Origin of the sequence: Pseudogemmatithrix spongiicola, assembly GCF_030623445.1 — a bacterium.
GTDB classification, from domain to species: domain Bacteria; phylum Gemmatimonadota; class Gemmatimonadetes; order Gemmatimonadales; family Gemmatimonadaceae; genus Pseudogemmatithrix; species Pseudogemmatithrix spongiicola.
The window spans coordinates 2,427,587-2,452,562 of sequence record NZ_CP130613.1 but is presented as its reverse complement, the minus strand read 5'-3'; the positions used below and the strand labels follow the sequence as shown (position 1 = coordinate 2,452,562).

Sequence of the window (24,976 nt, the reverse complement as noted above, 5' to 3'; positions counted from 1 at the left end):
TGCACTCCTCGGGGCTCAGAGCCCCTTGAACGCCTGGTCGAGGTCCTCGAGCAGGTCTTCGACGTCTTCCACGCCGACCGAGAAACGGAGCAGGCCATCAGTGATACCGATCTCCGCGCGGCGCGCCGGTTCCACCGAGGCATGCGTCATCCCCGCCGGCTGACATACCAACGATTCCACGCCGCCAAGGGATTCAGCCAGCGTGAAGAGCTTGAGGCGCGTGACGACGGTGTTGGCGTTGGCCTTGGAGCCCGTTTCCACGGAGACCATGCCGCCGAAGCCGCTCATCTGGCGCTTGGCCAGCTCGTGCTGCGGGTGGCTTTCGAGGCCCGGATAGAACACGCGCTCGGCGCCCAAGCGCTTGGCGAACCATGCGGCGACGGCGCGGCCGTTGGCGTCGTGGGCCTTCACGCGCAGCGCGAGCGTCTTGGTGCCGCGCAGCGTGAGCCAGGCGTCCATGGGGCCGGGGACTGCGCCCGCAGAGTTGGCATTGAACTGCAGCTTGGCCGCGAGTTCGTCGGAATTGGTGACCGCAACGCCGCCGAGGAGATCCGAGTGGCCGTTGAGGTACTTCGTGCTGGAGTGCCAGACGATATCGGCGCCGAGCGCGAGTGGCGCTTGGAGGATAGGCGAGGCGAAGGTGTTGTCGACGATCGAGATCGCGCCGGCCTTGTGCGCGATGTCCGAGATGGCCTTGATGTCCGCGAGCTGCATGAGCGGATTCGTCGGCGTCTCGATGAAGATCGCGCGCGTGTTCTTCTTCACGGCGTCCTGCACCTTCTGCACGTCGCGCATGTCGATCCACGAGATCTCGACGCCGAAGTTCGTGAACAGCTTGTCCATCTGGCGGTAGGTGCCGCCGTAGACGTTGCTGCCGACGATGATGTGGTCCCCGGCCCGGAGCATGAGCATGATGCTCGTGAGGCAGCCCATGCCGGACGAGAAGGCGAAGCCGTGTTGCGCGTTCTCGAGGGCCGCGACGTTGCGCTCGAGCGCCTCGCGCGTGGGATTCTTGCCGCGGGCGTATTCGTAGCCCTTGTTGACCCCCAGCGCTTCCTGCGCGTAGGTGGAGGTCTGGTAGATGGGCGGCATGATCGCGCCGCTGGTCGGGTCGGGGCGCTGGCCGGCGTGGATGGCGCGGGTGCCGACGCGCTGGGCGAGGTCTTCGGCGAAGATCTTGGTCATCTTCGCAATCTACTCGAAGCGGTCCGTCAGTGCCCGCAGTTGTCGCAGCCGGCGCCGCCATGGCCCGACTTGCGCGTGCGCAGCACACGGCGCAGGAGGAAGGCCACCGCGCCGAGCACGATGAGGGCGACGACCAGCGTATCCGCGCTCATCCGGCATACCCCAGCGCGCGGCCCACGATGATGACCAGATACGCCATCGCGTACGCGAGCACGAGCATGTAGCCGAACTGGATCGACGCCCAGCGCCAGCCGATCGCCCCACCGCCGGACTCGCGGACCGTCACGGCCACGGTGCTGATGCACATGAGGGCGAACACATAGAACACCATGAGCCCGACGGCGATGAGCGGCGTGTACCGCGCCGTGCCGTCCGGGCGGCGCTCGGCGAGCAGGCGATCGGACAATGCGGCCTCGTCCTCACCGCCGACGCCGTAGATCGTGCCCATCGTGGAGACGAAGACCTCGCGTGCCGCGAAGCTCGCGACGATGCTGACGCCGATCTTCCAGTCGTAACCGAGGGGCGCAACGACCGGCTCCACGGCGTGGCCGAAGCGGCCGAGCACGGAATGCGCCAGTTGCTGCTCCTGCTGTACGGTCTCAGGCTGGGTCGTATCCACCTGCGCCTTGGGGTACGTCGCCAGCGCCCAGAGCACGATGCTCAGGGAGAGGATGACGGTGCCCGCGCGCTGGAGGAAGACTTGGCAGCGCTGCCACACCGTCACGGCGAGCGAGCCCAACGACGGCATCCGATAGCTCGGCAGCTCGAGCAGCATGGGGCGCACGGGGCCCTTGAGCAGGGTCCGGCGGAACAGGAACGCGATGGCCAGGGCGGCGACGGTGCCCAGCAGGTACATCACGAGCATCGTGAAGCCCTGCAGGTTCAGGCCGGGCAGCAGCGGAAGCGCGGGCACGAAGGTGCCGATGAGCAGCGTGTACACCGGCAGGCGCGCCGAGCAGGACATGAGCGGCACGACCATGATGGTCGCGAGGCGGTCCTTGGGGTCGTCGATGGTGCGCGTGGCCATGATGCCCGGCACGGCGCAGGCGTAACCGGAGAGCATGGGGATGAAGCTCTTGCCGTGCAGGCCGACGCGCCGCATCACGCGGTCCATGAGGTACGCGGCGCGGGCCATGTAGCCGGTCTGCTCGAGCAGGCCGATGAACGCGAAGAGGATCGCGATCTGCGGCACGAAGACGATGACGCTGCCGACGCCGGCGAAGACGCCGTCCACGACGAGCGAGCGCAGGTCGCCCTCGGGCAGGAAGCCGCCCACCCAGCTGCCCATGGCCACCGCGGCGGACTCGAAGAGATCCTGCACCGGGGCCGCCCAGGTGAAGACGGACTGGAACACCAGCGCCATAATCGCCAGGAAGATCAGCGGGCCGCCAAGGCGGTGCAGCAGCACGGCGTCGATGCGGTCGCTGAGGGAATCGCCGGAGCGCGTGACGCGCTCGACGCAGCGCGAGAGCACGCCGCCGATCCAGGTGTAGCGCAGCTCCGACTCGAGCCGCTCAGGCACGTAGCCCGCTGCCGCGACCGCCGCGCGAGTCGCCTCGAGGCGCGCGGCGAGGCCGTCGACGTGCACGAGGTGCGGCTCGTCGCGCCGGACGCCGAGCAGGCGTAGCGCCTCCATGCCGGCGGCGGCGTAGTTGATGCCGCCGCGTTCGAGCAGCCCTTGAAGCGGCGCGAGCACACCCTCCACGTCCGCGGGCACCGTGAAGCGGCGCATGGGCGCCGGCAACGCCGCCGCCGTGACCAGTGCGCGCCGTAGTGGCTCGAGGCCTTCGCCGCGGTGCGCCACGGTCGGGATGACGGGGACGCCGAGCTCGTGGATCAGCGCGGGGACATCGATGCGGATGCCCTGCGCTTCGGCGACGTCGAACTGATTGAGGGCGATCACCACCGGCAGGCCAAGCTCGAGCACCTGCGAGGCGAGATACAGGTTGCGCTCGAGGTGCGAGGCATCGGCGACGACGCAGACCACATGCGGGCGATAGTGCGCGTCATCGCGCCCGAGCAGGACTTCGAGGGCGATCTGCTCGTCGGGCGAGCCCGCGGAGAGCGAATAGGAGCCCGGCAGGTCGAGCACGGTGGCGCGGCGGCCGTCGGGGAGGGGCGAGACGCCCTCGACGCGTTCGACGGTGACGCCGGCGAAGTTGCCCACCCGCTGGCGGAGTCCCGTCAGCGCGTTGAAGAGGGTCGTCTTGCCGGTGTTCGGATTGCCGATGAGGGCGACGCGCAGCGTGTCGGTGGACTCGCGCGGCGCCGCGGGCGCGCTCGCGGCCACGTCAGGAGGCCGCGCGTTCTTGCGGCTGGACGGTGATGTCCTGCGCGAGGTCGGTGCCGACGGCGAGACGCGTACCGCGCACGTCGACGAGGAGCACGTGGCGCTTGTTGATCACCGAGACCGTCGCCCCCTCATAGACACCCATCGCGCGGAGGCGGCAGGCGTCCTGCTCTCCGCAGGCGATGGCGACGACCGTGGCCGGACGCCCTGCCTCACTCTCGAGGAGGGGGCAGCTGCAGCCGGGAAGTTCGCGCGCGGAGGCGGTCATTGGGGCTGAACGGAGGGTCGACTATTGGATGAGAAAGCTTCTCATCCGGCATACTTTGAGTCTAACCGTTCCGTTCCAGGGCACGCAAGAGAGGGGAGCAGAATGGTCAGGATTCCCTGACACCCGAAATCGGGCACACGATCCAGCCCTCGCGCCAGTGCCCGTGCTCGAGAAGCGGATCGCTGCCACGCGCGTCGACGCCCGACGAGCCAAACTGGAGCAGTTGGATGCCCGCGAGTCCCGCGACCACCGCCTGAACTTCATCGTGCGACGGCGATGATGGGAGGGCACGCACGCCGAGGGCCGCGAGCTGGCGAAGCCAGGGCGCAGTCGACTCCGTGTTGGCGCGGCCAGGCATGGCAGCAAGGCCAAGCGAACGCCACGCCTGCGTCGGGAAACTCTCGATCGCTGCGGGAGCACCGCCCCACGCCGATGTGAATCGCGGCCATCCACGGGCGTGAAGGGCATCGAACAGCGCCACCGAGAACAGGGCCATGCGGGTCCAGCTCGCTGGCTTGACGATGCCCGGCAACCCAGTCTTGCCGGGCGCATGCGAGGCACGCTCGCACTGCCGCTGGTGCACGAGCTCGCTTCGCTCGGCGCGCCAGCCCTGGGGGCCATCGAGCAGGATGAGCCGTGCGCCCGCCGTCGCCGCGAGCGAGAGCAGCGCATCGGCGTAGCGCTCGGGGTCCGGTGTGTCGCGGAGGCCGAGTGACTCCGGGGCGATGATCTCGCAGCGGGCGTCGCCCCATTCGCCGTGGAGCACGGCGATTCCATTGTCGCGGTAGCGCCGCGAGGCGAGGTCGACGGAGAGGATGGTCACCAAGGGTCAACGCCCGGCGCGTCCGCTTTCGTGCCGTGCTAGTTTCCCCGCGTGACCGACCTCGACGCCCTCCCCACGCCGAGCCTATTGCTGGACCGCGATCGATTCGTGGAGAACCACGCGCGGCTCGCGTCGCACCTGCGTCAGCTCGGCGTGCCGCTGCGTCCACACGTGAAGACGGCCAAGAGCCTTCCGGTGATCCGCTACGCGCTGCGCGACCAACCCGGCGGCGTGACGGTCTCCACGCTGCGCGAGGCGGCGGCGTGCTTGGACGGCGGCATTCGCGACATCCTCTACGCCGTGGGCATCGCGCCGCAGAAGCTCGCGGACGTGGCGGCGCTGCAGGCGCGCGGTGCGGAGATCACGGTGATCCTCGATTCGGTCGAGGCGGCGCAGGCATTGCGCGCGCATCACGCGGCGACGGGCCGCGGCATTCCGGTGCTCGTTGAGATCGACAGCGACGGACATCGGGCCGGCGTCGCGCCGGAGTCCGCGCTGCTGCTGGAGATCGCGGCGATCCTCGGCGCGGATCTGCGCGGCGTCATGACCCACGCCGGCGAGTCATACCAGTGCGTTACGGCCGAGGCCAAGCGTGCGATGGCGGCGCAGGAGCGCGACGCCGCGTTGAGCGCCGCGATGCGACTGCGACTGGCAGGCCATGCGGCCCCCGTGGTGAGCGTCGGCTCGACACCCACGGCGCACTTCGCCGACGACCTCGGCGGCGTCACCGAGGTGCGGGCCGGCGTCTACATGTTCCAGGACCTCGTGATGGCGGGCCTCGGCGTCTGCGCGGTGGACGACATCGCGATCAGCGTGCTCGTCACGGTCATCGGGCATCAGCCGGCGAAAGGCTGGCTGATCACCGACGGGGGATGGATGGCGCTCTCGCGCGACCGCGGCACCGCCGCTCAGGCCTTGGACCAGGGCTACGGGCTCGTGTGCGACGTCGAGGGACAGGTGCTCGACGGCCTGCTGATGTCGGGCGCGAACCAGGAGCACGGCATCATTTCGCGTCGCGACGGGCAGCCTTGGGACCTGTCGGCGTTTCCCGTAGGCACGCGCCTTAGGGTGATTCCCAATCATGCCTGCGCGACTGCCGCACAGTACGGCGGGTATTTCCTTCTGTCGAACCATCGCCCGACCGGTGAGTATTGGGAGCGGTTCAACGGATTCGGCGTGCACGAATCCTGACTGGCGCGCCAATCCCCAGCTCCGTGGGAGCGGGCGATGCGTCGCGCGTTGTGGTTCCTCGGATTGGCGTGCCTCTTGGTCCTGCCGGCCCGCAGCGCGGCGCAGGAGGCCACTCCCCGCGTCCAGGCCGATAGCGTCACCGAGGTGCGGCTGCGCGACGGCTCAGTGCTGGTGGGGCGCATCGAGCGCGAGACCGACGCGACCATCGTACTCATGACCGTGGGCGGCGTGCGCACCGAGATTCCGCGCGCGCAGGTCATTTCGATGCGCCGCGTGACGCTGCGCCCCGGCGGACAGGTCTGGCCGGACGATGAGAACGTGTCGCGGCTCTTCTTCACCTCCACGGGCCGGTCGCTGCCGCGAGGGCAAGGCTACGTCTCGGCCTATTGGGTGCTGTTCCCGTTCATCGGCTACGGTGTGACGGATCGGTTCACGATCGCCGGCGGCACGCCGATCGTGCCGGGTGGCATCGGCGAGATCGTCTACCTCGCTCCGAAGTTCAAGATCTTCGACGCCGAGCGCGTGGACGTGTCGGTGGGCACGCTGTCATTCTGGTACACCCCGGAGGCCGACCGGGGCAATCTCGGCATCCTCTACGGCGTGGGCACGTATGGGACCAGCGACGCCGCCGTGACGTTCGGCGCGGGGTGGTTCTACGCGAACGTCGAAGACGATCTCGAGACCAGCAACGAGCCGGTCTTCATGCTCGGCGGGGAGCGGCGGGTCTCGCGGCGCGTGAAGCTGATCACCGAGAACTGGTTCGCCGTGAACCCGGGCGTCTCGGGCCTGCTGAGCGGCGGCTTCCGCTTCGTCGGCGACCGCCTGTCGGCGGACTTCGCCTTCGCCGGCGCGACCGGCGTGGAAGCGGCCTGCTGCCTGCCGATGGTGAACTTCGTCTGGACCTTCGGCAGCCGGCGCTGACGTCGGCGGCCGGGCCCCCGCGCACTTCCGCGGGGGCTCGTGCGTTCAGGCGGGATGCGCAACCTCCTCCTCGTCCTCGGGGACCAGCTGTCGCCGGACTCGCCGCTGTTCGACGGCGCCGATCCGGACCAGGACGCCCTCTGGATGGCCGAGGTGGTGGAGGAGAGCAGCCGGACGTGGAGCAGCAAGCCGCGGACGGCGCTGTTCCTCAGTGCGATGCGGCACTATCGCGACGCGGCACGCGCGCGGGGCTGGGCGGTGCATTACCGCGCAATCGACGATCGCGAGAATCGCGGCTCGCTGGCGGCTGAGCTCGCGGCGGCGCTTGCGGCACTCGCCCCGGAACGGGTCATTGTCGTGGAGCCGGGGGAGTTCGGCGTTCGGGAGTCACTGCAGCGCGTGGCGGACACGGCCGGCCTGCCGCTGGAGATCCGCACGGACACGCACTTCCTCAGCACGGTCGATGATTTCCGGGCGCACGCAGCGGGTCGCAAACAGCTGCGCATGGAGTACTTCTACCGCGAGATGCGCAAGCGGCATGGCGTGCTGCTCGAAGCCGACGGATCGCCGACGGGTGGCGACTGGAACTACGACGCGGAGAATCGGGCGAGCTTCGGCAAGCAGGGCCCGGGGCTCGTCCCGCCTCCGGTGCGATTCCCGCCTGACGCGCTCACTCGCGAGGTGATCGATCTCGTCGAGGAGGTGTTCCCGACGCATCCGGGCGCGCTCGCGGATTTCGATTGGCCAGTGACGCCCGGCGAAGCGCGGGCGGCGCTGGATGACTTCATCGCACACCGCCTCTCGGATTTCGGGCGTTGGCAGGATGCGATGTGGACGGGCGAGGCCTGGCTGTACCACTCGCGCCTCGCCGCCGCGATGAACCTGCACCTCCTCGACCCGCGCGACGCGATTGCGGAGGCGGAGCGCGCGTATCGCGACGGTCGCGCACCGCTGGAGGCCGTCGAGGGATTCATCCGGCAGATCCTTGGCTGGCGCGAGTATGTGCGCGGCATCTACTGGCTGTACATGCCGGAATACCTCGAGCGGAACGCGATGGGCGCCGAGGAACCGCTGCCGGACTTCTATTGGAATGGGCAGGTCGAGATGACCTGCTTGCAGGACGCGATCGGGCAGACGCTGCGCTACGGCTACGCGCACCACATCCAGCGGTTGATGGTCACGGGTCTCTACGCGCTGCTGCTTGGCGTGCGGCCGCAGCGTGTGCACGACTGGTATCTGGCCGTGTACGTGGATGCCGTGGAGTGGGTGGAGTTGCCGAACACGCTCGGCATGTCGCAGTACGGCGACGGCGGCGTGATGGCGTCGAAGCCGTATGTGGCGACGGGCAAGTACATCCAGCGGATGAGCAACTACTGCTCCGAGTGTCGCTACGATCCGGCCGAAGCCGTGGGCGACGATGCCTGTCCGTTCACGACGTTGTACTGGGATTACCTGTTGCGGCACGAGTCCGCCCTGCGCGGCAACAATCGCATGACGATGCAGCTCAAGAATCTCACGCGGCTCTCGCCGGAGCGGCGAGCGGCGATTCAGGCGCGCGCCGATGCGATCAGGGCCGCCGGCGGGCGCCCGCCGGCTAGCGCCACAGCATGAGCGGCAGGAAGCCGTTCGCGGCCAGCACGGTGCACCATTGTGTGGCGAGTACTAGCAGTACGAGGTCCACGCGCCGACCTGCCGTGCCGCGACCGATGATGGCGGCGAGACTCGCGAGCAGGCTGATGGGCAGCAGCAGCGTGGCCGCGGCTACGCCTAGGTTGGCGAAGGTCGGGTCGCCAATGGCCATCGCATCTGTGAAGAGATAGGCGACCGGCGCGAGCAAGAGCAGCGCGATGCCGATGGTTGCGTATCGCAGCGGGTCGGCGCCCGCTGCGCGATGCCGGATCGCGCGCAGTCCGCGCCACGTTCCGCGCGCGAGAATGGTCAGCAGCGCAAAGATGCCAAGTCCGGCAGACGTCCAGCGAAGGTACAGGCGCCCCGCGGAGACACGGGCGAAGGTCTGGGTGCCATCCGAGATCACGGTGTTGCCTTCAGCATTGCGGATGACGACGTGCGACGCCTCGCTGCGGCCCGTGGCGCGGAAGCGGTCGGATCCCGCGGCGGTAAGGTGGCGCGCGGTCCCGCCAAGCGGCGCGAAGGTCAACGCGCTGTCACCGATAGCGGTAACCCGCACCGCGGACGCCAGCGCGTCGAGGTACGCGAACTGCTGAAAGCGCGCCGGCGTGACCTCATACCAGCCGTCGAGCGCGCGCAGCGTCGCGTTCGTGACTGCCGCTGCGGGGGAGCCTGATGCCGAGACGTCCAGCGCGTCGACGAGCAGGGAGTCAACGGCGGCGAAGTTCCCGCTCTCCGGGTCGCTGTTGTACGACGCAAACATCGCGCGCTGCTGCTGCGGGTACACGCAGAGGACCGCGCGGAAGTTTCCCTGGTTCCCCAGGTGGCAATGGCCGACGGCTCCGTAACGATCACGGCGCAGGAGTCCAAGCGCATAGCCCACGCCGAGCCCGGCACGAGCAGCATCCGTGGTGCTGGCGCGTGCCATCGCCTGCAGCAGCGCAGCATCCACGAAGACGGAGTCGCCGATGCGGCCATCCGAGACCAGGAATCGTGCGAGGCGCGCCATGTCCTCGGCGGTGGTCGTCAGTTGGATCGCCGGGCGTACGGGAAACGCGACGGTCGGCGCGACGGTGCTGAGGTCGAAGTGGCCCATCGCCAACGTCGAGTCGTCGGCCTGCGTGACGAACCGCGTGGTGCTGCGTGTCATCCCGAGCGGGGCGAGCACCGCGCTGTCGAGCCAGGCCTCGTACGGCGAGCCGGTCACGCGCTCGATGACCATGCCGGCGAGCAGGTAGCCCGTGTTCGAGTACGACATCTGCCGCCCCGGCGGCGTGCGCAGCGTCAGGCGAGCGGGCAGACCCTCGCCCAATGGTCTCGATGCATCTCCGCGCATCGTGAATACCTGCCAGAGCCGCGCATCGTCCAAGCCAGCGCTGTGATCGAGCAGGTGGCGGACACGCAGCGGACTCGACGCCGCGAACGGATTCTCGATTCGCGGTGCGTCAAGCAACGTCGAAACCTCGGCGTCGAGGTCGAGGCGTCCTTGCGAGACGAGTCGGAGCACACCGAGTGCGGTGACGGTCTTGGCGACCGATCCCACTTGCATGCGCGACTCTGGACTCAGCACCGCGCCACTGCGCACGTCGCGGGTGCCGGCCGCACCGAGGCGAACGCTGTCGTCGCGGAGGAGGCTCCACGACACGCCGATGAGGCCTTCCCGCTGCACCGCAGCGGCGATGCGCGCCTCGAGGGAGTCACTCGTCTGTGCCTGCAGTGCAGTAGCCGCGCCCAGCCCAAGGCACAACGCGAGCCCAGACAGCAGGGGCCGGACCACCTCGCGCACGCGACGCCACGCGCGCCCCACCGCCCAGCCCGCCATCGCCGCATACTCCTCGACGCTCGGCTCCGCCTCCTGCCCCAGCGACTTCAAGATGCGGCTGCGCATGCGCATCACCAGCGGCGTGCCGACCTGGATGGCATTGAAGTACGGGTCGTAGCGTGTGCCGATGCCTTCGATGAGCGCCGCCGTGCGCGCGAAGTACACGAGGTCGCGCGGCAGGATGACGGGGAAGTCGTAGAGCGAGGCCATGACGCGGTCGGCGAGCATGGTCTCGAGCCGCTGCTGCGTCGTGGTGCGCTGCACGCTGAGCTCGACGAGGATGCCGGCGAGGCGGCGGATCTCGGCCGGGTCGGCACCTGGTGCGACGAGGCCGAGCGCAGTGAAGCCGTCGGCGACGGCGACGGGATCCCGGCGGATCGACGCGAACACCGTGCGAATGAGCGCGAGCCGCGTCTCCTGCGGGACGCGTACCATCATGCCGAAGTCGAGCAGCACGAGGCGGCCGTCGGCCGTGAAGAGCAGGTTGCCCGCGTGCGGGTCCGCGTGGAACAGCCCGTCCACGAGCATCATCTGCACGTAGACCTCCATCACGAGCGCGGCGAGGCGCTGCGCGTCCACGGAACCCGCGGGCAGGCGATCGACGCGGCGCCCGTCGATGAACGCGAGCACGAGCACGCGGCGGCGGGTGAGCTCGTGCATGACCTCGGGGATCACCACGCGGGGGTTGCCACGGAAGTTGCCGCGCACTTCGGTGGCGTACTCGGCCTCGAGGCGGAAGTCCATCTCTTCCGCGATGCGCGTGGCGAACTCCTCGACCAGCGACTGGAAGCCAAGCACGTGCGGCACGGGCCAGCGGCGGGCGGCCCAGGCGGTGATGGCGCGCGCCGAGCGCAGGTCGCGTTCGACGGTGTGCTCGACCCCGGGGCGCAGCACCTTGACCGCAACATCGCGGCCGCGCCACGTGGCGCGATGCACCTGTCCGAGCGAGGCGGCGGCGATCGGGCTGCGATCGATGCTCGTGAACGTGCGCTCGGGGGCCTCGCCATAGGCGGAGCGCAGTTCCCGCTCGATGGCATCCCACGGCACGGGCGGCACGCGGTCGGTGAGCGTACCGAGTTGTGAGAGGTAGGGCTCGGGAATGAGGTCCGCGCGGGCCGCGAAGACCTGTGCCAGCTTCACGAAGGTCGGGCCGAGCTTCGCGATGCGGGCGACCAACGCGCGGGCGCGCCGCGCGTGGAACTCCGGGCTGCGCAGGAGCGGCGCGCCGAACCAGAGCCAACGGCGCTGGTCGCGGAGGATGGAAATGACGAAGGGCCCGAGGGCCAGCAGGACGCGGAGGGTGTGCAGCACGGGTGTGGAGGGACTTCGGATGAACTCCCTCAGCCCGCCCGAAGTGCCTCGTTCGGCTGGATGCGGCTCGCGCGCAGGGCCGGCAGCCAGCAGGCGGCGAGTCCGATTCCCGCGACGCCCGCCGCGACCAGTGCCAAGGTGAGCGGATCATGCGGCGGCACGCCGTACAGCAGGCCCTGCATCAGGCGCGAGAGCGCCAGTGAACCGACGACGCCGAGCAAGAGGCCGATGCCGAGCAGCGTGCCGCCCTCGCCGAGGATCATGCGCTGCACGCGGCCGGGCGCGGCTCCGAGCGACATGCGGATGCCGATCTCGTTGGTGCGCGCGGTGACGGAGAAGGCGAGCACGGCCGCGATGCCGATGGTGGCGATGACGAGTGCGAGGAAGCCGAAGCTGCCGACGAGCAGCACATTCAGGCGCCGCGGGCCGATGCTCTCGTCGCGGATGGCGTCGAGCGGCAGCACGTTCTCGATCGGCTGCGCCGGCGCGATGGAGCGCACGATCTCACGCGCGGTGGGTGCGAGCGTGGTCGGATCGACGTTGGCGCGCAGCACGATGGTGCCGGGCGGGAAGATGGACTGCTCGGTGGGCAGGAACACCGCGCCGATGGGTGCGGCATCGAGTCCGCCGTCCTTGGTATCCGCGACGACACCCACCACCGTGCGGAACTCGTTCTCCGCCATGCCGATGAAGCGCAGGACGTCGCCGGTCCAGGCCAGGCGACGCCCGACGGCGCTTTGGTCGGGCCAGAGACGCGTGGCGAGCGTCTGGTTGATGACGACCACGTTCTCCGCACCGGCGCGATCCGTGGACTGCAGGCCACGCCCCTCGATGATGCGGATACCTGACGCGCGGAAGTACGTCGGGTCGGCGGTGCGGTACTCCGCCGTCGGGATCGGCTCACCGGGATTCTGCGGGCGGCCCTCCACCTTCAGTTCGAGCTGGAAGCCGGCGCGGCGCAGCGGGGTGGTGCTGCCCATGCCGACGACTTCCACCTGCGGCAGCGCGTCGAGTTCGGTCACCATCTGGGCGTGCCGCTGCCGGGTGATCACGGGGTCGTCGGCGGTGAAGTCGAACGGCACTTCCATGGTCAGCACGTTGTGCGTGTCGAGACCTGGGTCCACGGCGGCGAGCCGCTGCATGGAGCGCACGAGCAGGCCCGTGCCGGTGAGGAGGATGACGGTGACGGCGACCTGCGTGACGACCAGCGCCTGTTGCAGGCGCCGCCGGCGGACGCCGCCCGTGGACTTGGTCGTCCCGGCCTGCAACCCCGCGGCCAACGCGTTGTCGTCGCCGATGCGCGGCACGAACGAGAGGATCAGGGCGACTACCAGCGAAAGGCCCAGCGTGAAGGCGAGGACCACGCCGTCGACGGCGATTTCGTCGGCGCGCGGGCTCACCCGCGCCGTGATGGCGGACAGCATGCCGACGCCGGCGTAGGCGATACCGATGCCGAGCAGCGCGCCGCTGAGCGCGAGGACGACGTTCTCGGCGATCAGCAGGCGGCGGATGCGGTCCGTGCCGGCGCCGAGCGCGGCGCGCAGCGTGAGTTCGTGCTCGCGACGCACGCCACGCATCAGTGCGAGGTTGGCGACGTTGGCGCAGGCGATGATCAGTACGAACGCCGCGACGCCGACGAGCAGGAACAGCGTCAGGCGGGCGTCGGCGCCAAGCACTTCCTTGAAGGGCGTGACGGTCACGCCGTAGCCGGAGGCCTTGTCGTACATCTCCGGGAACTGCTCGTGCTGGCGGGCGGTGATCGTCGCGACGTCCTGTCGCGCCTGCTCGAGGGTGGCGTCGGGGCTCATCCGCGCGATGACCTGCGTCATGCGATGCGTGCGGCCATCCTGCATGAGCGCGCTCACGTGGTGCTCGCTGATGCTCATGTTCATCAGGGCGTCGAAGCGCCCCGGGAAGAACGGCGCCGGCTGCAGCACGCCGATGACTTCCACGTTGCGCCCGCCGATGCGCAGCGTACGGCCGACGACATTCGGGTCACCCGCGAAGTACGTCTGCCAGTAGCCGTGCGTGAGCATGATGACGGGCGCGGCGCCGGCGCCGTCGTCGCCATCCGTGAAGGAGCGGCCCATGATGGGCGCCAGGCCCATCACGCTGAGGTAGTTGCCAGTGACGAGGCCAACGTCGATCTGGCTGGCCGCGTTCTCGTCCACGAAGTTGAGCGTGAGCGGCGAGTACTCGGCGATCTGCGCCAGCGTGCGGGACTCGCGGCGGAAGTCGTTGATCTCCGGTACCGAGAACGCGATGTCGTCACCGCTGGCCGCCACGGTGTGGCGAAGGTAGAGCAGCTTGTCGCCGTCACGGTGGGGCAGGGGTTTGAGCAGCACGCCGCGGACGACCGAGAAGATGGCCGTGTTGGCGCCGATGCCGAGCCCGAGGGTGAGGATCACGGCGAGCGCGAAGCCGGGGGCACGCAGGAGGCTGCGGAGGACGTAGCGGAGGTCGAGGCGCATCGGGGGGCTCGGGGCGAGGCGGGTTCGTCAGAAACTACTCCTTCCCGAGCCGGATTGTTGCGAGGGTCTGCCGGCGATGCGGTCGCGGCGGGCGCAGCCCCTTTACGCCTTCGGTAAGTTCCCCTCGTGACTCCCTGGATTCCGACCTTCGCCAGCCTGCTCGCCGTCACCGGCGTGCCGCTGCTCGTGCTCGCCGTCTTGGCGAGCACGGGGCGCACGCTCGGCCGCCTGTTGCCCACGCTGGTGAGCTTCGGCGCGGGGGCATTGCTCGGGGCCGCGGTGTTCCACCTGTTGCCCGAGGCCTACGAGCGGCATCCCTCGGTGGGCTTCGTCGCGCTCTCGGTGGCGGCGGGCGTGATCGGGTCGTACGTGGTGGAGCGCTGGCTGCACAAGGTGCAGCACACGGCGCACGAGGCCGCGCCGCGGGAGCCCGCGTTGAGCGCCTTCGATGATCCGGCCATGGTGGCCGTGAGCTTCGGTGCGGATGCGGTGCACAACTTCGTCGATGGCGCGCTCATTGCCGCCGCATTCCTCGCCGGCACCGGTCCGGGAATCGCGACGGCGATCGCCATGCTCGCGCATGAGTTGCCGCGGGAGATCGGCACCTTCGGTGTCTTCGTGCACTACGGGACGCGTCCGCGCCGCGCGGTGGGCTATGCGTTCATCAGCGGGCTGCTGGCGTTCGCCGGCGCGGCCCTCACGCTGTGGTTCGGCGAGGAGACGGCGCACGCGGCGGAGGTCGTGGTGCCGGTCGCCGCTGGCTCGTTCCTCTTTGTCGGTGGGGCCGTCATGCTGTCGCAGTTGAAGGCGCAGCGGACCTGGGATTTGCCGCGCTCGCAACTGGCGGCCTGCGCGTTGGGCTTCGCGCTCTCCGCCGCCGCGGCCTTGCTCTCGGGCGGTCACTGACGGTGTGGCGCCCGCGCGGCGAGCTGCAGGAAGCATTGACGGTCGCGGGGCTCACGACGCTTGTGGCGTTGGCCGTGACGGCATGGGTCTCGCCGCAAGCGCTCCGGGACGTCTGGCCCAGCAGTCGCCGGGACTTTGCGGAGCGGGCGATCCGCATGGAGCTGGTGAGCCTGGCACAGGCGCAGGAGCGCTACTTCGCCCGCACCGGCCGCTACGCGTACGACCTCACCTCCATCCCGTGGCAGAGCGGATACAACCTGTTTGTCCGCGTGCGTGAGGCGGACAGCGCGGGATTCCGGGCGACGGCAAGCTCGGGCGGGACGGCCAAGGTTGACTGCGAGATCCTGGTCTCGCGCGCCCGCCACGCGACCGCGGCGCTCGACAGTGCCGCGGTCGCGTGTGGGTCGGGACGTCGGCGGTGAGCCGGCTCGTCGCCCGTCAGCGCGGCGCCGACGCCTTGCTGAGCTCGAGGATGTAGCTGCCCGTCGCCGTCCCGCGGGTGCTGCGGACGATGACGGAGTACATGCCGCTCTCCTGCGCGATGAACCGCACGGCGGCGCGCGCGGCGTCAGAGGCTTCGGCGTAGATGCTGCCGCTGCCCTGACGGCCGACATGGATAGCCGGGGGGAACTCGTCGCTCTGCACCGCGAAGTGCAGGGTGTCGCCTGCGGCGACCGTGACGAACCACAGCTCGAAGGGCGTGCCGTCGTCCATGGTCGGATCGCGCGGATCGATCTGCGAGCCGAAGCGCTGGCCGAGTGCGAGGCGCTGCGCCGGCTCCGCTTCGCGCAAGGTCACCGTGGCGGGCGTGGCGGGGCCGGACATTCCCGGTGCGGGGTCGCGGATCTCGAGCGCGATGGTGTACGCGCCGCGCCCGTCGCCGTCGAAGGCATTCGCGATGATCACATAGACGCCATCGCTCGGCAGCGTGAGCTCGGCGGCGGAGTTCACGCCGTCGTCGTCGGCGTCGTCATTCTGGACGTCGGGCTCGTCGCCGCCTTGCCGCCCCACATGGACGAAGGTGTCGAAGTCCTCCGAGCGCTGCCGCACGGTCACGCGTTGGCCCGCCGTGCCGCGGAAGTACCAGAGCTCCACGCGGCTGCTGTCGTCGAGCCGCAGGCTGGCGTCGGCGAGCGCGCCGGTCTTGGTCTCTCCGCTGCCGATCATGCGCGCCGGGTCGGCGGGGCGCTTGAGCAGGTCGGCGATCGACTGCGCCGATTGCTGCGCGCTGAGCGGAAGGGCTGCGAGGGTCGAGATGGCGAGGAAGGGCAGGAGTCTGGTCAGGGGCATGCGAGTCTCTCGAGCGAACGCGTGTGGAAGGGGACAGTCGCCGTATTGTACGCCGATGCACGGGCGTCGGTTGCATCGGCCGGACGCACGACGCCCCCGCGACCATCCGGTCGCGGGGGCGTCGGGTCGAACGGAACTGACGGACTTACGAGATCGTCACGCCCGCGAGCTGCTGGAGCGCGCGCTGGAGCTGCTGGTTCTTGTTGTTGTCGCAGCTGTTGCTGGCATCGCGGTTGAGCGTGCCGGCCAGTGCCTGCAGCGCCTGCTGACGCGCCGTGCCCGTCGTGCGCTCGGCGGCCGCGATGGCCGTGCGGACTTCCCCCACGCGCGAGGCCGAGAGGCAGTTGTTGCGCTCAGCCTGGTCGAGGAAGGCCTTGGCGAGCGCGAAGCTCGGCGGCCAGTTGAGCTGCGGCTGACCCTGCGCGTTGAACTCGTTGAAGCGGACCGTCTTGGCCGCATCGATCTCGTTCTGCGTCAGGTACTGCGTCGGCGTGAGCTCGGCGACGTCGAGGCCACGGGCGATCTCGGACGAGTAGATCGCGCCGTTGTACCAGTACGTGGACCAGGCACCGCCCATCGACGGACGGTTGGCATCGACCGGACCGCGGTCGAAGAAGGCGATCTCCTGCGGGTTCTTCGGGTCGGTCCAGTCGAACACCGAGACGCCGCCCTGGTACCAGGACTGCACCATGATGTCGCGGCCCGGCACCGGCACCAGCGAACCGTTGTGGGCGACGCAGTTCTCCTGCGCCGTCTGCACGGTCGGGATCTTGTAGTAGCTCTCGAAGATCATCTTGCGGTTCTCGATGCGGAAAATCGCGTTCGAGCCCCACTCGTAGTTGTCGGTGTCGCGGCACTTCGGCGCGCCGCCGCCGCCCCACTCGTCGGAGAAGAGGATCTTCGAGCCGTCGTTGGAGAAGGTGGCCGAGTGCCAGTAGGCGAAGTTCGAGTCGGCGACCGCATCGATGCGGACCGGGCGCTCGGGGTTGGAGATGTCGAGCAGGATGCCGTGGCCTTCGCAGGCGCCGCCGGCGAGTCCGAGGGCCGGATAGACCGTGATGTCATGGCACTGCTGACCGCGGCCGATCGGGCCACCGGGCTGCGCGCCCTGCCCGAAGAGGCGGTTCACGATGCTCTGCAGGTCGGTGCGCAGCGCGGTGCTGTCGGCACCGGTCGGCGCGCCGGAGCCGCCACGCGCACGCACGAGCGAGTCGAGCTGCGCGCGGACGAAGTTCGGATTCAGGATGATCGGCAGGTTCGTCTGCGGATTCTGGGCGACGAAGCCACCGGCGCGGCGCGCCGAGTCGGCGCGGGTGATGGCGACGCGGCGCTCGGCTTCCGTCGGGCCGTGCGAGGCCGACTCGGTGAGGCCGGTGAAGATGTCGGCGCGGTTCACGATCGCGGCGGCCGCCGGGTTGTTGAGCGGCACCTTGATGATCTCGATCTTGAGCAGCGACGAGTTCGGGTTCTGCGCGGGATCGTCGGTGGTGCAGCCTTCGAGCTCGCTGCCCGGGCGGATCGGCGCCGAGCCGGAGACGTAGATGTAGATGTTCTCGCGGTCACGCGGATTCTCGACCACGGTGTGCGTGTGCGAGCCGCGGCAGGTCTGCACGCCGGCGACGAGCTTCGGGTTGCGGATGTCGGAGATGTCGAAGACGCGGACGCCGCGGAAGCGGGCCGGGTTCGACTGGCCGGTCGGGGCCTGCGTGCCGCAGTCGGTGCGGCCGTTGAAGGCCTCGGCCGAGAGGAACAGCAGCTTGCCGTAGACCGAGACGTCGTTCTGCGAGGCCGGGCAGGTCACCGCGGCGACGAGCGTCGGGTTGGCCGGGTTCGAAATGTCCCAGATCACCGGGCCGTTGTAGTTGCCCTGGATGACGTAGTTGCCGCTGAAGGCCAGGTCGGAGTTCGTGATGCCGAGGAAGCCCTCGGGCGAGCGCGCGGACGCGACGACGCGCATGCCGCTGGTGGCGACACCGGCGTCGAAGAGGCCGGCGGAGAGTCCGACGCGGGCGTCGTTCTGGAATCGCGTACCCGTCGGGCCGCGCAGCTGGCTGTTCGACTGGGTCGTGGCGGGTGAGGTCTGGACCGGCTGCTGGGTGCACGCGGCGACAACGATCGCAGCGGCGGCCAGCGCGGCCCGATGGAACATCTGCTTCATCGGAACCCTCTGCTGTTGGTGATCCTGCTGGGGGAACTGCAAAGTCATGCGGGCGGGAGCCCGTCGCGCTCGAGGAGCATGGTGAGCATGCGCCGGATCTCGGTGGACTGGTCCACCTCGACGTCGGCGGCGAAGCGGAACACGGTCTCGTCGATCGCGCCGCCGTCGCGGATGAGCGTCTGCACCATCGTGACCGCGCCCCGGTGGTGGTTGATCATCCGCTGGAGGAACAGGATGTTGAACTGGTCGCCGCGTGCGGCGTCGAGCTCGGTGAGCTGCGCCGGCGTGAGCATGCCGGCCATCATCGAATGGTCGTGCCCGCCCATGTCGTGCCCCGCGTGTTCGTCGTTCGGGTCGGCGGGAGGCGGCACGAGCACGCCGTCGGGTGTCACGCTGGGCACCGGCTTGCCGCGCTCGGCCAGCCAGCGGCGCATGAGGGCGATGTCGTCGGTCTGGGCATTGATGATGCGGGCGGCGAGCGTCCGCATCTCCGCATCGTCCGTGTGACTGGGGACCCACCGCGAGATGAGGATCGCCTGGGCGTGGTGCCCGATCATCTCGGTCATGAATGTGACGTCGGCATCCGTGTACGGCAGCCGGATGGAGTCGGCACGGACACGATCGGCCTCAGTCATCGGCGTCGGGCCGGTCGCCACGCCGCCCTGTGGGGCGCAGGCAGCCACCGCGACGAGGGCGAGCAGCGGGAGGAGAGAGAGAGACGTGCGCATCGAGTCCTAGCAATTAGGATAGACACCCCGCGGGCTGCCGGGGTTGGCCGTTCGTAATCTACAGCGACCGAGGGGGCAGGGTTTCATGCGGGCCGAGCCGCGTTGCGGCGGGGCCGAGCTGCCCCCTGCTGGGGGCCGATTCCGCCTACACGACGACTGCCGTCCCGCTCGCGCTCACCATGAGCATCCCGCCTGTCTGTCCTACGGTGATGTTCTCGTAGTCCAGGTCCACGCCGACGACGGCGTTGGCGCCCATTTCCGCCGCCTGCTGGCGCATTTCGGCGATGGCAATGTCCTTCGCCTTGCGCAGCTCCTCCTCGTAGGCCGCCGATCGTCCGCCGACGATGTCGCGGATACCGGCGAAGAAGTCGCGAAAGATGTTCGCGCCGAGGATGGCCTCGCCGGAGACGAGTCCGAGGGTCTTCTTGACGGGGCGGCCTTCGATGGTATCGGTGGTGACGACGAGCATGGCGCTGCGCTTCCTCCCGGTGGCGACGCCGCGGCGTGCGGCGTACCGGAAAACTACGGCGACGGCACTTGCCCTGTGTCAGGCAAAAGCTTGCTTTCTAGCCATGGCTTCCAGTCTCCTCGCCCTCCTCGACGACATCACGACGCTGCTCGACGACGTCGCCGTGCTCAGCAAGGTCGCCGTCAAGAAGACCTCCGGTGTCGTCGGTGACGACCTCGCATTGAACGCGGAGCAGGTGACGGGCTTCACGCCCGACCGCGAGATTCCCGTGGTCTGGGCCGTGGCGAAGGGCTCCTTCGTAAACAAGCTCATCCTCGTCCCGGCGGCGTTGCTGATCAGCGCCTTCGCGCCGCGGCTGATCGTGCCGCTGCTCATGGTCGGCGGCATCTTCCTGTGTTACGAGGGATTCGAGAAGGTCTGGCACAAGGTCGCGCATCGCGCTCCGACGCCCGAGGACAAGGCGGCGCGCGCGACGATGGCGGCGGCCTTGGTGAATCCCGCGGTGGACGTCGTCGCGCTTGAGCGCGGCCGTATCCGTGGGGCCATCCGCACCGACTTCATCCTCTCGGCGGAGATCGTCGTCATCGCGCTGGGCACGATGGCTGATGCGCCGATTGGCCAGCAGATCGCTGCGCTGAGCGCCATCGCCATCGGCATCACGGTGTTGGTCTACGGCTTGGTCGCGGGCATCGTCAAGCTCGACGACCTCGGCCTGCAGCTGCTGCGCGCCGCGGGCGACAACCCAGCGGCGGCGTCGAGCCGCGCCTTCGGCGCCGCGATCCTGCGGATGGCGCCGTGGCTCATGCGCACGCTATCGGTGGTCGGCACGGCGGCGATGTTCCTCGTCGGCGGCAGCATCGTGGCGCACGGCGTTCCCGCCATCGAGCAGCTCGTCGCGAGCGTGGAGCACGCGGCGGGACCTGCGGGCGGCGTCGTGAAACTGCTTGCCGACGCGCTGGTCGGCATCGTGGCCGGCGGTCTCGTCGTGGGCCTGCTGGGCGTCGTTGGCCTCGTGCGACGCCGGCTCCAGCCCGCCGCTCAGCGACGCGACACGAAGGAATAGAGCGCCGAGCCCGCGACGAGCGTGCCGAGCGCGGCGAGGATCACGCTGGGCCGCTGCCAGATGACGAAGGCGATCATCCAGGTCGACAGCGCGGCGAAGGTGAGCGGCACGAGGGGATAGAGCGGCGTGCGGAATGGACGGGCCAGCGCCGGCGCCGCGCGCCGCAGCTTCATGAGGCCGGCCACCGCGAGCAGGTTCATCAGGTTGAGCACGATGCCCGCGTAGGCCAGCACGGTCTCGAAGCTCGCGGTGGCGATGAGCAGTGCGATCAGCGCGAGTTGCAGCGCCAGCGCGCGCCGCGGGACGCCATCGCCGCCGCGCGCACCCAGCCAGGCCAGACGCGCCGTGCCCTCGCCCACCGCCTGCGTCACGCGCGAGCCGGCGAGTAGGAATCCGCTGATCGTCGCCACGAGCACCAGTGCGATGAGCGCGCTCATCACGCGGCCGCCGGCGACGCCGAGGATGCGCGTGGCCGAGAGGGAGGCCACCTCCACCGTGCCGCGCAGCGCGTCGAGCGGCACGGTGCGCAGGAACACGAAGTGCAGCGTGAGGTAGAGCAGCGCGACCAGCAGCACGGCGCCCACGACGGCGCGCGGAATCGTGCGCTGGGGCTCCGCGACCTCGCCGGCCACGTAGCCGATCGCATTCCACCCCGTGTACGCGTACACGACGTAGATGAGCGAGATCGCGAACGGCGCCGTGGCGATCTGCCGGAACGCCTCCGCGTCCGGCGCGAACGACAGCGGCTCCACCGGCCCGATCACGAGCCCGGTGACGATGAATGCGGCAATGATCAGCAGTGTGCTGCCGGTGGTCGCCACCTGGAACTGACGCGCCAACGAGACGCCGCTCCATTGCACCACGGCGACGAGCGCGAGCACGGCCGCCGTGGCCAGCATCGGCGCCACGGGCAGCACCTGCGCCGCGTAGCGGCCGAACGCCATCGCGGCGATGGCGATTGGCGCGGCGAAGCCGGCCGTCATCGAGACGAATCCGCCGATGAACCCCAGCCGCGGCGACCAGGCCTCGGTGAGGTACACGTACTCGCCGCCCGAGCGCGGGTACATCGCGCCCAACTCCGCGTAGCACAGCGCCCCGCTCAGGGCGAGCAAGCCGCCGACCGCCCAGAGCGCGAGCAGCGCGAAACCGCTCGAGAGGTCCACCACCTGGAAGCCCAGCGAGGTGAACACGCCGGTGCCGACCATATTGGAGATCAACACGGCAGTGGCGGAGGCCAAGCCGAAGCTTCGCAGCGTGGGCTGCGGATCCGATTGTGGAGCGCGCGTCATCGACGGGACAGTGCGGAACGTCGCTCAGGGACGGCTGAAGACCGCGCCGTGCGGGATGCCGCCGACGTCGGCGATCGTGCGCTGCTTGCCAAGCGCGCCCGTGGCCGGGTCGAACGACAGCAGCTCCACCCGCGTTTGCATCGTCGCGTATCCGGTCACCACCACGCGCCGCCGGTCGGGCGAGACCGACAGCCAATGCGGGACATCCGTGCTATCAAACACGGCGCGTGAGACCTCGCGCGGCGCGCCGGGGTTCGAGATGTCGAGGGCGACCACGGCGGAGTACGCCGGCACCGTCACGAGGTAGTAGTCGCCGACGACTGCGGGAATCGCACAGTTCGTCCGGTCCTTCTCCGGAAACGACGCCACGAGCTCGGCGCTCGGGCGCTCGCTCTCAAGGCCCTGCATCAGGTAAAGCCCGCAAGCGAAGGTGGAGACCAAGACCGTCCTGCCGTCGCCGAGCAGGCGTGGCTCCGCCGTGTACATCCCCTCGCCGCCACGCGGCCCGTCTGCCAGCGTGATGGTGTGCAGCAATGTCAGGTCCGACAGTCGCCACACTTGGACCTGGCGGGACGCGGGATCGTCGCCGTCCATGTCGGTGGTGGTCGTCACGATGCGGTCGAGCGCTTCCACGACTGCGCCCGAGTACACACGGGTCGCGGCGGTCACGGACGACGGCTGCGGTGCCGAGGCGCGCACGACGGCCCCGTCGGGGGTGAGTTCGACGAGTCCGCCGGGGCGCATGCCCTTGTTCAGATGCTGCATCTGGAACGTGCCGAGCACGTTGCCGTTCGGCAGTCTGATGAAGGAATGTGGGTGCGAGTAACCCGCCATATCACCGAACTGCGTGACGATGCGCGGTTGCGTACGATCGCTTACGTCGAAGACCCAGCTCTGGCCGCTCGCGAAGCCGTTTACGAAGAGCCGGCCGTCGCCCGCGAGCTCGTGCTCGCTGTGGTGCGGGCGGTTGCCGCGCCCCGGGACCTCGACGCGCTGTAGCACCTCACCATACGTCGGGCTGCCGCTGTCGACGTCCACGACCGCCAGAAAGTCGGCCGCGCTGCTGTCTGCACCTGCGGTCCACGCGTACACTACCTGCGTCGGCCCTGAGGGGCCGCTACAGCCGACTGCAAGAGACGCCGCGAGCACGAGTAGCGAATCACGAAGGGGGCGGGGCATCGGCTGGCTCGCGAGTGAGGGGTCAGGGAAGCCTGTCGCTGGATGCGACCCCCGGCAAGTCCGCCGAGGGGATTATCTTTCTCGGGTTCGCCTACGTTCGTTTCTCCAGCAGAACCCGCAATGGCCACGATCCTCCAGGCGCTCCCCAAGGGTGAGCGCGTCGGCATCGCCTTCTCCGGCGGCCTCGATACCTCCGCCGCCCTCCACTGGATGCGCGCCAAGGGTGCCATCCCGTTCGCGTACACCGCCAACCTCGGCCAGCCGGATGAATCCGACTACGAGGAGATCCCGCGCAAGGCCATGGCCTACGGGGCGGAGAAGGCGCGCTTGGTCGAGTGCCGGCATGAGCTCGTCGCCGAGGGCATCGCCGCGATCCAGAGCGGCGCATTCCACGTGAGCACTGGTGGGCAGACGTACTTCAACACGACGCCGCTCGGTCGCGCCGTCACCGGCACGATGCTCGTCGCCGCGATGCGCGAAGACGACGTGAACATCTGGGGCGACGGTTCGACCTTCAAGGGCAATGACATCGAGCGCTTCTACCGCTACGGCCTGCTCACCAACCCGTCGCTCAAGGTCTACAAGCCCTGGCTCGACCAGGCGTTCATCGACCAGCTCGGTGGCCGCAAGGAGATGAGCGAGTACCTCGTCGCCAACGGCTTCGAGTACAAGATGAGCACGGAGAAGGCCTACTCGACGGACTCGAACATCCTCGGCGCCACGCACGAAGCCAAGGACCTCGAGTTCCTCGACAAGGGCATGCACATCGTGCAGCCGATCATGGGCGTGCCGTTTTGGAAGGACGACTGCGTGGTGAAGAAGGAGACCGTGAGCGTGCGCTTCGAGGAAGGCACGCCCGTGGCGTTGAACGGCAAGTCCTTCGCGTCACTGCTCGACCTGTTCTACGAGGCGAACGCCATCGGCGGACGGCACGGGCTCGGCATGACGGACCAGATCGAGAATCGCATCATCGAGGCCAAGAGCCGCGGCATCTACGAGGCGCCGGGCATGGCGCTCCTGTTCATCGCCTACGAGCGCCTCGTGACGGGCATCCACAACGAAGACACCATTGAGCAATACCGCATCCACGGCAAGAAGCTTGGCCGCCTGCTGTACCAGGGGCGCTGGCTCGACCCGCAGTCGCTGATGCTGCGCGAGAGTGCCCAGCGCTGGGTGGCGCGCGCCATCACGGGCGAGGTCACGCTGGAGCTGCGCCGCGGCAACGACTATTCGATCATGGATACGTCGAGCCCGAACCTCACCTACAAGCCGGAGCGCCTCACGATGGAGAAGGGCGAGGCGTTCTTCACGCCGGCGGACCGCATCGGGCAGCTGACGATGCGCAACCTGGACATCGTGGACACGCGCGAGAAGCTCGAGGTCTATACCAAGAGCGGCTTGCTGCGCAGCGGGGCGGGGCAGCAGCTCCCGCACCTGCCGGGCAAGCACGAGTAGGCGCCGCACGAAACCGGAGAGGGGGAGGGCTGCGTAGGCGATGCCACGCAGCCCTTCGCATTTCCCGGAGTGTGCCATGTCTGGACGTCCGTACCGCATCGCGCTGGTCGCCGCCGCGCTCTTGGCAGGAGCCGCGCCGCTGCAGGCGCAGCAAGCCTTGCCGCAGGACTCGCTCGACATCGCCCGCCGCGCGGCGCGCTACTTCTACGCGATTCAGGCCGATAGCCTGATGCGCATGATGACGCCCGAGGTCATCGCGGATCTCGGCGGCCGTGACGGCATCGTGCAGGGCCTCACGCAGCTGAGCCTTCGCGCAGGCGGCGAGACGCAGGTCGTGGAGGAGCGCTGGAACCTGCGCAACGGCGCGCGGCAGTACTGGCGCACATCCAAGATGACGGAGTTTCCCGACGACTTCCTGTTCCGGGTCGTGCTGGACAGCGAGGGCAAGATCGTCGGGCTGGGAATGGGCCCCGCGGCCGCCGCGCCACCGATCGACGCCCAGGGCCCGGTGCTCCCGAAGCCCTAGCG

Annotated in this window: 21 protein-coding genes; 8 read left to right on the top strand and 13 right to left on the bottom strand. The window is 69.2% G+C overall.

What is annotated here, in order from left to right:
* Window positions 1-15: 15 nt before the first annotated feature.
* The 5 genes from Strain318_RS11295 to Strain318_RS11275 form a co-directional block, all read right to left on the bottom strand.
* Window positions 16-1,185, bottom strand: a complete 1,170-nt coding sequence (locus tag Strain318_RS11295) for a trans-sulfuration enzyme family protein (protein ID WP_367885800.1) — start codon at window positions 1,183-1,185, stop codon at window positions 16-18.
* A gap of 26 nt (window positions 1,186-1,211) precedes the next feature.
* Window positions 1,212-1,337 carry a FeoB-associated Cys-rich membrane protein gene (locus Strain318_RS11290; protein ID WP_367885799.1) on the bottom strand — a complete coding sequence of 42 codons (126 nt, stop codon included), beginning with the start codon at window positions 1,335-1,337 and terminating at the stop codon, window positions 1,212-1,214.
* Window positions 1,334-3,475: a ferrous iron transport protein B gene (feoB, locus tag Strain318_RS11285; protein WP_367885798.1), complete on the bottom strand. Its 2,142-nt coding sequence runs from the start codon at window positions 3,473-3,475 to the stop codon at window positions 1,334-1,336. Before feoB ends, Strain318_RS11290 begins: the two co-directional genes overlap by 4 nt.
* A 1-nt stretch (window position 3,476) precedes the next feature.
* Window positions 3,477-3,743, bottom strand: a complete 267-nt coding sequence (locus tag Strain318_RS11280; RefSeq protein WP_367885797.1) for a FeoA family protein — start codon at window positions 3,741-3,743, stop codon at window positions 3,477-3,479.
* Between the two features lie 106 nt (window positions 3,744-3,849).
* The gene (locus Strain318_RS11275; RefSeq protein ID WP_367885796.1) at window positions 3,850-4,566 is read right to left on the bottom strand and encodes a DUF429 domain-containing protein; all 717 of its coding nucleotides are present in this window, start codon (window positions 4,564-4,566) and stop codon (window positions 3,850-3,852) included.
* 51 nt (window positions 4,567-4,617) lie between these two features.
* Between Strain318_RS11275 and Strain318_RS11270 the strand changes: the two genes are divergently transcribed.
* From Strain318_RS11270 to Strain318_RS11260, 3 genes are read left to right on the top strand one after another with little or no spacing between them, the layout of a single operon-like run.
* Window positions 4,618-5,757, top strand: coding sequence for an alanine racemase (locus Strain318_RS11270; RefSeq protein ID WP_367885795.1), 1,140 nt, complete (start codon window positions 4,618-4,620; stop codon window positions 5,755-5,757).
* A 36-nt stretch (window positions 5,758-5,793) separates the two neighbouring features.
* Complete coding sequence (locus Strain318_RS11265; protein ID WP_367885794.1) at window positions 5,794-6,678, top strand: hypothetical protein; 885 nt, start codon at window positions 5,794-5,796, stop codon at window positions 6,676-6,678.
* A 54-nt stretch (window positions 6,679-6,732) separates the two neighbouring features.
* Window positions 6,733-8,289 (top strand): cryptochrome/photolyase family protein, encoded by a 1,557-nt coding sequence (locus Strain318_RS11260; protein WP_367885793.1) that lies wholly within the window; start codon window positions 6,733-6,735, stop codon window positions 8,287-8,289.
* Here Strain318_RS11260 and Strain318_RS11255 read toward each other — a convergent pair.
* Together Strain318_RS11255 and Strain318_RS11250 are read right to left on the bottom strand one after the other, a co-directional pair.
* Window positions 8,273-11,440, bottom strand: a complete 3,168-nt coding sequence (locus Strain318_RS11255; RefSeq protein WP_367885792.1) for an AarF/UbiB family protein — start codon at window positions 11,438-11,440, stop codon at window positions 8,273-8,275. The genes Strain318_RS11260 and Strain318_RS11255 overlap by 17 nt on opposite strands.
* A 29-nt stretch (window positions 11,441-11,469) precedes the next feature.
* Window positions 11,470-13,911 carry an ABC transporter permease gene (locus Strain318_RS11250; RefSeq protein WP_367885791.1) on the bottom strand — a complete coding sequence of 814 codons (2,442 nt, stop codon included), beginning with the start codon at window positions 13,909-13,911 and terminating at the stop codon, window positions 11,470-11,472.
* Window positions 13,912-14,037: 126 nt separating this feature from the next.
* Here Strain318_RS11250 and Strain318_RS11245 point away from each other — a divergent pair, with 126 nt between their 5' ends.
* Complete coding sequence (locus Strain318_RS11245; RefSeq protein ID WP_367885790.1) at window positions 14,038-14,817, top strand: ZIP family metal transporter; 780 nt, start codon at window positions 14,038-14,040, stop codon at window positions 14,815-14,817.
* A gap of 2 nt (window positions 14,818-14,819) precedes the next feature.
* On the top strand, window positions 14,820-15,239 hold the full coding sequence (locus Strain318_RS11240) for a hypothetical protein (RefSeq protein WP_367885789.1): 420 nt from the start codon (window positions 14,820-14,822) through the stop codon (window positions 15,237-15,239).
* Between the two features lie 16 nt (window positions 15,240-15,255).
* On the opposite strand, the gene Strain318_RS11235 is transcribed toward Strain318_RS11240, so the two are convergent.
* The 4 genes from Strain318_RS11235 to Strain318_RS11220 all read right to left on the bottom strand — a co-directional run bounded on the left by Strain318_RS11235 (window position 15,256) and on the right by Strain318_RS11220 (window position 19,462).
* Window positions 15,256-16,107 (bottom strand): hypothetical protein, encoded by an 852-nt coding sequence (locus Strain318_RS11235; protein ID WP_367885788.1) that lies wholly within the window; start codon window positions 16,105-16,107, stop codon window positions 15,256-15,258.
* 145 nt (window positions 16,108-16,252) lie between these two features.
* Window positions 16,253-18,265 carry an LVIVD repeat-containing protein gene (locus Strain318_RS11230; RefSeq protein WP_367885787.1) on the bottom strand — a complete coding sequence of 671 codons (2,013 nt, stop codon included), beginning with the start codon at window positions 18,263-18,265 and terminating at the stop codon, window positions 16,253-16,255.
* Window positions 18,266-18,309: 44 nt separating this feature from the next.
* The gene (locus Strain318_RS11225; RefSeq protein ID WP_367885786.1) at window positions 18,310-18,993 is read right to left on the bottom strand and encodes a DUF305 domain-containing protein; all 684 of its coding nucleotides are present in this window, start codon (window positions 18,991-18,993) and stop codon (window positions 18,310-18,312) included.
* A 145-nt stretch (window positions 18,994-19,138) separates the two neighbouring features.
* The gene (locus Strain318_RS11220) at window positions 19,139-19,462 is read right to left on the bottom strand and encodes a heavy metal-binding domain-containing protein (RefSeq protein ID WP_367885785.1); all 324 of its coding nucleotides are present in this window, start codon (window positions 19,460-19,462) and stop codon (window positions 19,139-19,141) included.
* Between the two features lie 103 nt (window positions 19,463-19,565).
* Here Strain318_RS11220 and Strain318_RS11215 point away from each other — a divergent pair, with 103 nt between their 5' ends.
* Window positions 19,566-20,525, top strand: coding sequence for a DUF808 domain-containing protein (locus tag Strain318_RS11215; protein ID WP_367885784.1), 960 nt, complete (start codon window positions 19,566-19,568; stop codon window positions 20,523-20,525).
* Here the strand turns inward: Strain318_RS11215 and Strain318_RS11210 are convergent.
* Both Strain318_RS11210 and Strain318_RS11205 read right to left on the bottom strand, forming a co-directional pair.
* On the bottom strand, window positions 20,501-21,814 hold the full coding sequence (locus tag Strain318_RS11210; protein WP_367885783.1) for an APC family permease: 1,314 nt from the start codon (window positions 21,812-21,814) through the stop codon (window positions 20,501-20,503). The two genes, Strain318_RS11215 and Strain318_RS11210, sit on opposite strands and share 25 nt — an antisense overlap.
* Before the next feature lie 24 nt (window positions 21,815-21,838).
* On the bottom strand, window positions 21,839-22,993 hold the full coding sequence (locus tag Strain318_RS11205; protein WP_367885782.1) for a selenium-binding protein SBP56-related protein: 1,155 nt from the start codon (window positions 22,991-22,993) through the stop codon (window positions 21,839-21,841).
* A gap of 120 nt (window positions 22,994-23,113) precedes the next feature.
* Between Strain318_RS11205 and argG the strand changes: the two genes are divergently transcribed.
* Both argG and Strain318_RS11195 read left to right on the top strand, forming a co-directional pair.
* Window positions 23,114-24,448, top strand: coding sequence for an argininosuccinate synthase (gene argG / locus Strain318_RS11200; protein WP_367887954.1), 1,335 nt, complete (start codon window positions 23,114-23,116; stop codon window positions 24,446-24,448).
* A gap of 76 nt (window positions 24,449-24,524) precedes the next feature.
* Window positions 24,525-24,974, top strand: coding sequence for a hypothetical protein (locus Strain318_RS11195; RefSeq protein WP_367885780.1), 450 nt, complete (start codon window positions 24,525-24,527; stop codon window positions 24,972-24,974).
* The last annotated feature ends 2 nt before the right edge of the window (window positions 24,975-24,976 follow it).

Coding starts and splice junctions, on each gene's coding strand:
- Strain318_RS11195 (WP_367885780.1), top strand. CDS start 24,525: ATGTCTGGACGTCCGTACCGCATCGCGCTGGTCGCCGCCGCGCTCTTG.
- Strain318_RS11280 (WP_367885797.1), bottom strand. CDS start 3,743: ATGACCGCCTCCGCGCGCGAACTTCCCGGCTGCAGCTGCCCCCTCCTC.
- Strain318_RS11250 (WP_367885791.1), bottom strand. CDS start 13,911: ATGCGCCTCGACCTCCGCTACGTCCTCCGCAGCCTCCTGCGTGCCCCC.
- Strain318_RS11230 (WP_367885787.1), bottom strand. CDS start 18,265: ATGAAGCAGATGTTCCATCGGGCCGCGCTGGCCGCCGCTGCGATCGTT.
- Strain318_RS11215 (WP_367885784.1), top strand. CDS start 19,566: ATGGCTTCCAGTCTCCTCGCCCTCCTCGACGACATCACGACGCTGCTC.
- Strain318_RS11295 (WP_367885800.1), bottom strand. CDS start 1,185: ATGACCAAGATCTTCGCCGAAGACCTCGCCCAGCGCGTCGGCACCCGC.
- Strain318_RS11220 (WP_367885785.1), bottom strand. CDS start 19,462: ATGCTCGTCGTCACCACCGATACCATCGAAGGCCGCCCCGTCAAGAAG.
- Strain318_RS11210 (WP_367885783.1), bottom strand. CDS start 21,814: ATGACGCGCGCTCCACAATCGGATCCGCAGCCCACGCTGCGAAGCTTC.
- Strain318_RS11265 (WP_367885794.1), top strand. CDS start 5,794: ATGCGTCGCGCGTTGTGGTTCCTCGGATTGGCGTGCCTCTTGGTCCTG.
- Strain318_RS11225 (WP_367885786.1), bottom strand. CDS start 18,993: ATGCGCACGTCTCTCTCTCTCCTCCCGCTGCTCGCCCTCGTCGCGGTG.
- Strain318_RS11205 (WP_367885782.1), bottom strand. CDS start 22,993: ATGCCCCGCCCCCTTCGTGATTCGCTACTCGTGCTCGCGGCGTCTCTT.
- Strain318_RS11290 (WP_367885799.1), bottom strand. CDS start 1,337: ATGAGCGCGGATACGCTGGTCGTCGCCCTCATCGTGCTCGGCGCGGTG.
- Strain318_RS11260 (WP_367885793.1), top strand. CDS start 6,733: ATGCGCAACCTCCTCCTCGTCCTCGGGGACCAGCTGTCGCCGGACTCG.
- argG (WP_367887954.1), top strand. CDS start 23,114: ATGGCCACGATCCTCCAGGCGCTCCCCAAGGGTGAGCGCGTCGGCATC.
- Strain318_RS11235 (WP_367885788.1), bottom strand. CDS start 16,107: ATGCCCCTGACCAGACTCCTGCCCTTCCTCGCCATCTCGACCCTCGCA.